The 426-nt window shown below is 40.6% G+C and carries 1 protein-coding gene; it reads left to right on the top strand.

Going from position 1 to position 426, the window contains the following annotated elements:
- Positions 1–132 precede the first annotated feature (132 nt).
- Positions 133–426: GntR family transcriptional regulator (locus AAEY62_RS20420; protein ID WP_350636036.1), on the top strand; the 294-nt coding region annotated here is incomplete at its 3' end.

Genomic DNA, 426 nt, shown 5'->3' with positions numbered 1-426 from the left:
TTATTATACTTTAGGCTAATGATGTCGACAATAAGTGTGTTTTTTAAGTTTTACATACTGTTTTAGGGTTGACACTTAGTGGTAGTGAGTTCATAGTGGCTTTATAAATTGTCGACAATCTAATAGTAACCTATGACGCAAAGCCTGTTAAATGAAACACCTATTACAACCGCATCAGATCAAGTGTTTGTAAATATGCGCCGAGAAATAGTAGAGGGCAGCATAGCACAAGGCAGTAAAATATCTGAGCCAGAACTGGCAAAGCGTTATGGAGTGAGCCGTGCAACGCTGCGTGAAGCGTTAAATCGTTTAGAAAGCTGTTATTTAGTTGAGCGTAAAGCCAACATAGGTTGCCGAGTTGTATCGTTAACAGCAGATCGCTTGATAGAAGTTTATCAAGTGCGCAGTGCCTTAGAGGGCTTGGCG

It is taken from the genome of Pseudoalteromonas sp. GW168-MNA-CIBAN-0100 (genome assembly GCF_040309225.1).
Lineage (GTDB): Bacteria > Pseudomonadota > Gammaproteobacteria > Enterobacterales > Alteromonadaceae > Pseudoalteromonas > Pseudoalteromonas arctica.
The sequence above is the reverse complement of the archived record's forward strand: the minus strand, read 5'-3'. Positions and strand labels throughout refer to the sequence as shown.